Below are 7,107 nucleotides of genomic sequence, written 5' to 3' on the forward strand. Positions count from 1 at the left end.
ATTGTAGTGATCCTAATTTAGCTAGGCTTACTATAATATGAAAGCATTAAATAATAGCAAAAACCGGTACATGATAGATTTAATTCCCATCAAGTTACCGGTTTTTGCAATGAACTTTAATATTATACTATTTCGTTTTTGATTGATTCTACTACATTACTTTTTTTAACGGATGTTGAAGAAAAATAATAGGATAAGAAAATAGATACAATTATAAGCATAGTATACGTTAGAGTTACTCCTATTGGAAAAACTGGTATAAACTCAACTAATGTAATTGGTGCTAATCTTAACATAAACCAACAAATAAATAATATTATTGGGATACTAACCATAATAGGTGTTACAGCGAAGAATAAACCTTCTAGCATCAGTATTTTATTTAACCCCTTTGGTGTTAATCCTACTGATCTAAGTATAGCAAATTCTCTCTTGCGTAATCTAAGATTATTGGAAATGGTAGAAAACGCGTTAAGAATACCAATTAAACCAATCATTGAGGCTGTAGCAAAAACACTAGTAGCTGTAGCTTGTTGAACCAATTCCTCATGATTTTTATCTTCCAATAGACTCCATATCGTAAAATCTTCAAATCCAAGATAAGAACTACAAATCTTAGTTAATTCTTTCTTTGTGCTTGGACTAGCCTCATCACCAACCAACAAATCAATTGACATACGGCCACATTCAATCATACGATCTGGCATAAAATTGCCAACTAGTTTCTGATATGTTTTCATAGGAACTATACAAGCTACGTTGTATCTACCCATTCCTAGTCCACCTGGAAAAATCTCTGTAACAGCTCCCACTTGAACATTAAATTTATAATTTGTATCCATATACTTTTCTACTTTTTCATTTAAAATTAGCTCATCGCCTTCTTTTATATTTAATAATGGTATTTTTTGTGCAACTTTTGAATCCTTTGGTGTATGATATGAGCTGTCTAATAATATTCCTGTCGGTACACCATCTTGATAATATTTCTCAGAATCAATACCAATTTCTTTACAATACTTTTTAAATGATTCATCGCTTAATCCAACTAAATTTGTTATAATTCTATGCTTTCCATTTTCATTCAATACAGCATATCGCAAGCTATTTACCCCATCAAATCCTCCAGACTTAGCAAAAACATCTGACTCCTGTTCTGATGTTACATAGGTTGCAGTACGTGCTTGTCTTCTGATTACGCTATCCTTAACTTCAGGCAGCGAAAGAATTTTATTTATCATCTCATCACTTGGTTCATCAGCAATATTTAGATTAACCATCATATCATATTTGGCTATTTCATCATCCTTAGACTCCGCTAAATTTAACATAGATACAATGCTAATATACCCCACTATTAAGCTAAAACATATTGAAAGAGATAGTACAGCCGTGCGTAAACTTCTTTTGTTAGCTGAAAATTGTGATCTTGCTAGCTCACCTTCTGTACCAAATATTTTTTTAATTATTGGATGGCTTTTTTGTTTTTTTAATTTTACTCTATCACTATTCTGACGTATTCCAACAATAGCTGATACTTTTGCCACCTTTCTTGCTGGAATATACGCCGATATTAAAACGGTAATCAATGAAATAGCAATAGCAAAACCAACTACTACCCATGAGAAGGAAATATGTGTTTTTGTAAAACCTTCTGTAGCACTAAAAATTTCATTAATTTTAAAAACAACCATATAGCTAAATAAGTATCCTATCATGATACTGATTGGTAATTGAATAATCCAAAGCAAAAACCCTTCATAGATAACAGAATGCCTAATTTGCTTTGGAGTTGCTCCTAAACTTTTTAGGATACCTAGTTGTTTAATCCTGCTATTAGCAGATAGTGAAAATGCATTATAGATAATAAGAATAAATGTTCCCATAACTAGTAAAGCCATTATTATTACCATTGCTATTATTACAATTATTTCAGTGTTTTCACCATTTTTATCGCTAATTCCATATAAAGTTAATAGAGGTGTATTATAGAAAACGCCATATTTTCCATATTCATCCTTAGCTAATCCCGTAGACTTAGCAATTTGAGGTAATGTCTCATATATTTTACGAGGGTTCACCAAACGCATATAAACTGTAAGTTCATCTTCAGGTTGAATTTGTGAAGGATCCAAGTATCCCATAGCAATATATCCGGGATATATAGACACTCCAGAAACATCTATTTCTCCAACTATGGTATACGTCTTAGTACCTATTGCCTTGAAAGTCTCACCTGATTGTTTATAATCGTTGACTCTAATTATTTTATCACCCAACATACGATTACCTATGGGAAGAGTCAACTTATCACCAATTTTATAGGAAGGATTATCCAAGAAGAATAATTTTGATAAAACAATTTCTCCAGATTTTTCAGGAAGTTTACCTTTTGTAAGATCATCTTGATAACCCATATCCGACCAAAAATTTGCATCTGCATCTCTCATTAATAGATAGGGACGTTTTGTATTTGAAAGTTTAGCAGTAATCCAAGATCCTTTAACCATCGTGGTTTCAACCTCTGGGTTTTCTGTTACATATTTTAATTTATCACCTGATATAGACTCCTTTAATTCCCCATGCCAATAACCTCCATGTTCAATTGTTGTGGTTACGTTTCCTTTCCATACATTATGTACAAATATACATAGTGAACATAGAAGTGCTGAGGCAATTGTAATAGCAATTATTATAGAAATTGTATGTCGCTTACTCTTTCTCAAATGATTATATGTATATTCGCTCATGATATTCATTGCTTAATCACCTCATCTGATACAATTTTACCATCATCTATTCTAATCATTCGATCTGCTGATAATGCAATTTTTTCGTCATGAGTAATCATTAAAATAGTCTGGTTATACTCTTTATTTGAAATCTTTAACATTTCAAGAATACTTTCAGAATTTTTTCTATCAAGGTTTCCAGTGGGTTCATCTGCTAGAATAATAGAAGGTCTATAAATTAATGAGCGACCTATAGCAACCCTTTGCTGCTGCCCACCTGAAAGCTGGTTTGGTAGATGATTAAGCCTTTCCTTTAAACCAAGCATTTTTACAATCTTATCAAATTCTTCTCTTTTAGGATTTCTGTTATCTAACAGCATAGGTAATAATATATTTTTTTCAACAGTTATGGTAGGAATAAGATTGAAAAATTGATATATTAACCCTACTTTTCGTCGGCGAAATAAAGCCAATTTAGTTTCATTCATTGATGAAATATCAGTTCCATCGATATATATTTTTCCACTTGTAGGTTTATCCACTCCCCCTAACATATGCAGGAGTGTAGATTTTCCTGATCCACTTGCTCCAATTATTGAAACAAATTCTCCTTTGTTTATTTTTAAATTTAAATTGTCCAATGCAGTAACCTTCGTATCACCCATTCCGTAAGTTTTTGTAAGATTTTCAGTTCTTAATATTTCCAAAATATTATCCCCTTTCTTTATTAGTTCATACTTTCAAAGAGTTTATGATTTTACTGTGTTTTTTTGACTAACATTATTTTACCTTTCTTAACTTACATCTTGGTGACATGGCTAGGGCATATGAAAAGAAATAAAAAGTCAAATATGCTACAATGCTTACCTTTTATTTATTTGATTATGCCCAATTAATATGTATAAAATTTTATTATAAATTGTGCTCCTCCTGTTTCCTTATTTACAGCAATGATTTCACCATTTTGTTTTTTAATTATGGAATTTGCAAGGGCAAGTCCAATTCCCACGCTGTCCTTAGATGAATTTGCACCCTTATAAAATCTAGTAAACAGATGTGGAATATCCTTATTATCAAATCCCTCCCCATTATCTTCAATTATTATTTGTGTACATATAGGATCTTGTTTATACTCTATAGAGATTGCTCCTCCATTTGGTGTGTGTTCAGAGCAATTTTTGACTATATTAAGAATTGCTTCATTGGTCCAATGAAAATCACCAGTAAAAAATACATCACTATTGTCTTTTATAAAAAGTTGTTGGTTCTTTTTTTCTATCATTAAATATAACGGTTCAACAGCGACGCATACCAATTCATAAACATTAATAGGTTTATATTCCAATGTCATTGCATCTGCATCGATTTTTGAAAGTATTAACAATGACGACACTAAATAATTTAGACGATGTATCTGTGCTGAAATACTTTCAATATATAAGGCTTCATCTCCTTCAATAGGGCTGCTTTCTAATAATTCAATCATCAGTGACATGGACGTAAGCGGGGTCTTAAGTTGATGGGATATATCTGCAAGATTATTACATAGCGTTTCTTTTTCTTCCTTTTCTTTTTCCCGACTTTCTCTAAGCATCATAACTGTTTTATATAATTCATCTTCTAAAATTGAAAATTCGTCTTCTTTTTTCTCAGCCTGCATTCTATAAATTCCTTCATTTATGTCGTAAAGATATTCTGCTAAATCATCTATACGTTTACGTTTTATAATATTCGAAACTATTAATGATCCTCCAAAATAAAAAAATAGTACTGCAATTAGTATTAAAACCCCCTTAAATGGTTTACTAAATCTTTCATGAATATTAAAAATAACTTTAGAATCTTCAATATAACCATATTTCTCTAATATTTCTTTGCCCTTATTTATATCTATTTCATTTTTCTTTTTTAGTGATGATACCAAAGCTTGTTCAATATCAGAATTATCATTAACTCCAGCTGCTATAAGTTGTGCAGTTTTTTCATAAAACATATTCTCTGATTGCCTGTAAATAAAACCAGCAAATATAACACAAAAAAATGTTATATATATAAAACTAGTAAATAGCCATACTATCATACTTTCTTTCTTCATATGAACTTTAATCCTCCAATCTATATCCTATTCCTCTCACTGTTTTAATAAAAGAAGCATCTTCCAACTTATCTCTAAGACGTTTCATTGCTACTGATAATGTATTGTTATTTACAAATTCTCCATTAACATCCCATAGCTTTTCCAATAAGATAGTTCTTGTCAAAGTCCGATTTTTATTCTCTAATAATTGTAATAATAGATTATACTCGCTAACTGTCAATTCTACTTCGTGATTATTTTCATACACTCTTGATTCTGACTTCACTACTTTAATATTTTTACAGCATAAAATTTCTTCTTGCATGTTCTGTTTAACCGTTCTTCGTAAAACAGCATTAATGCGAGATTGTAAAACACTTAATTTAAACGGTTTTGTAATATAGTCATCTCCCCCCATATCTAATCCTTTTATCATAGTGCTTTCTTCATCCTTAATAGTAAGAAAAATAATAGGGATATCTTTAATTTCTTTTACATAGCGACAAAAATCAAATCCTGACCCATCTGGGAGATTTAAATCTAGTAATATTAGATCTATATCCGTTTTTAAAAGCTCCTTTCCTTTTTTTAAATTCTCTCCATGAATAGCCCTATAATTATTTTTTAATAAAAATGATTTAATTCCAAAAGCTATTGTATGGTCATCCTCAATTATTAAAATCGTAAGCATATCTTTATCTCCTTAGTTTTTTTATAAGTTTTATCTTGTTTTCTCACACACCCCAAATAATTCCAATTTTAATTCTTCTTAATTATTAAATACCCTATTATATTCGAACCTAGCTTTTATTATTTTATATATAGCTTCTATGACAACATTGTCATAGGGCATCTAGAATATGATACAAAATAGATGATTATACTGACTAGTTATTTTTTGAATATCCTAAATTAAAGCTTTTCTAAATTTGCATATATAACTTATTTTTTTTAAATCTCTAATATAAATTTTTAACATTTATTTACTATATTCATATAATATTATTAGCGTAACAATCGATAGGAGGCCTTTTTATGTTCTCTTTTAAAAGAAAGTTATCACCAGTGTTAAAAGATGCTTTATCTAGTAATCTTTATAATAGCTATAGAGTGATAATTCAATATAGAAGTCTAAAAGACGGACTAGAGAAAAAAATAAAATCTTTTAGGGGCGAATATCTATTTTCAATAGTAAGTATAAATTGTATGGTTGCTATTTTAAACTCTTCTGCTATAAAAAGACTTTTAGAATTTCCAGAAGTTAAGTATATGATGTTAGATGATTATGCATTTTTATGCGGTAGAAATGTGTTGTACTCTAACGGCATATCTCTTCAAAATAATAATAGCATACTAAAAGGAAATTATAATTTAAGCGGTAGAGGAGTAGGAATTGGTATTGTAGATAGTGGTACTTATCCTCATAGTGACCTTACTCATTCAAATAATAAAATAAAAAAATTTGTAGATCTCTTAAAAGGACATACTTATCCTTATGATGATAACGGACATGGTACTTTTATAACAGGGTTAATTTGTGGAAGTGGATATGAATCTAAAGGTAAAAATAAAGGTATTGCAGAAAATAGTCACGTTGTCATGGTGAAAGCTTTTGATAATATAGGTAAATCTTATATTTCTACCACACTATTAGCTATAGAAAATTTAATTGATCTTAGTGAGGAGTTTAACATAAAAATAATTTGTTTACCTTTTGAAACCTATGATATCTCCAAAAGAGTATTAGCTTTGTATTCAAAGCTATTTAAAAAAGCCATTAAGAATGGAATGATAGTAGTAGTACCTTCTGGTCATAATGGAAATAGAGAAGATAGTATACGAGGAATAGCAACTTTAAAAGAAGTAATAACTGTAGGCGGAATGGATACAACTATAGGAAATAAAATTTATGATTTTTCCTCCTGTGGATCTTCAAGGGCTTTATCTAAACCTGATTTTGTAGCAGCCTGTGTAAATGTGACCTCTTTAAATACTGATATAAATTATGTTTCTGAGAGAGATGGAATGAAATTATATCCTTCTAAACTTAAACACTCCTATGTAGATTATACTGGCACCTCTATCGGTTGTGGATTTATTGCTGGAGTATGTGCATTATTATATGAGTATAATAATGATTTAAAGTTTGAAGATGTTTATGGATTACTAAAAATATCTTCTAAGCTTTTAAAAGAAAAAAAATATATGCAAGGTAATGGTTATATAAACTTAGACAATATCCTCCCTCAAAAAACTTAAATATATAAGTGGAAATTTCTCAGCGATTGCTGAGAAATT

General features: G+C 30.0%; 5 protein-coding genes. 1 reads left to right on the forward strand and 4 read right to left on the reverse strand.

Annotated features, from left to right (window positions below; genetic code table 11):
• Positions 1-122: 122 nt before the first annotated feature.
• The 4 genes from B2W91_RS17095 to B2W91_RS17110 all read right to left on the reverse strand — a co-directional run bounded on the left by B2W91_RS17095 (position 123) and on the right by B2W91_RS17110 (position 5,500).
• Positions 123-2,759, reverse strand: a complete 2,637-nt coding sequence (locus tag B2W91_RS17095) for an ABC transporter permease (protein WP_291583137.1) — start codon at positions 2,757-2,759, stop codon at positions 123-125.
• Positions 2,756-3,439 carry an ABC transporter ATP-binding protein gene (locus tag B2W91_RS17100; RefSeq protein WP_291583139.1) on the reverse strand — a complete coding sequence of 228 codons (684 nt, stop codon included), beginning with the start codon at positions 3,437-3,439 and terminating at the stop codon, positions 2,756-2,758. The genes B2W91_RS17095 and B2W91_RS17100 overlap by 4 nt, the downstream gene beginning before the upstream one ends.
• Before the next feature lie 185 nt (positions 3,440-3,624).
• A complete protein-coding gene (locus B2W91_RS17105; protein WP_291583141.1) occupies positions 3,625-4,827 on the reverse strand; it encodes a sensor histidine kinase in 1,203 nt (400 codons plus the stop codon).
• 7 nt (positions 4,828-4,834) lie between these two features.
• On the reverse strand, positions 4,835-5,500 hold the full coding sequence (locus tag B2W91_RS17110; RefSeq protein WP_291583143.1) for a response regulator transcription factor: 666 nt from the start codon (positions 5,498-5,500) through the stop codon (positions 4,835-4,837).
• 344 nt (positions 5,501-5,844) lie between these two features.
• Between B2W91_RS17110 and B2W91_RS17115 the strand changes: the two genes are divergently transcribed.
• On the forward strand, positions 5,845-7,068 hold the full coding sequence (locus B2W91_RS17115; RefSeq protein ID WP_291583146.1) for a S8 family serine peptidase: 1,224 nt from the start codon (positions 5,845-5,847) through the stop codon (positions 7,066-7,068).
• The last annotated feature ends 39 nt before the right edge of the window (positions 7,069-7,107 follow it).

Source organism: Clostridium sp. UBA6640 (assembly GCF_002455975.1).
Taxonomy (GTDB): domain Bacteria; phylum Bacillota; class Clostridia; order Clostridiales; family Clostridiaceae; genus Clostridium_J.

Excerpts from the sequence above, each read along its gene's own strand:
- B2W91_RS17115 (WP_291583146.1), top strand. The coding sequence starts at position 5,845 with ATGTTCTCTTTTAAAAGAAAGTTATCACCAGTGTTAAAAGATGCTTTA.
- B2W91_RS17110 (WP_291583143.1), bottom strand. The coding sequence starts at position 5,500 with ATGCTTACGATTTTAATAATTGAGGATGACCATACAATAGCTTTTGGA.
- B2W91_RS17095 (WP_291583137.1), bottom strand. The coding sequence starts at position 2,759 with ATGAATATCATGAGCGAATATACATATAATCATTTGAGAAAGAGTAAG.
- B2W91_RS17105 (WP_291583141.1), bottom strand. The coding sequence starts at position 4,827 with ATGAAGAAAGAAAGTATGATAGTATGGCTATTTACTAGTTTTATATAT.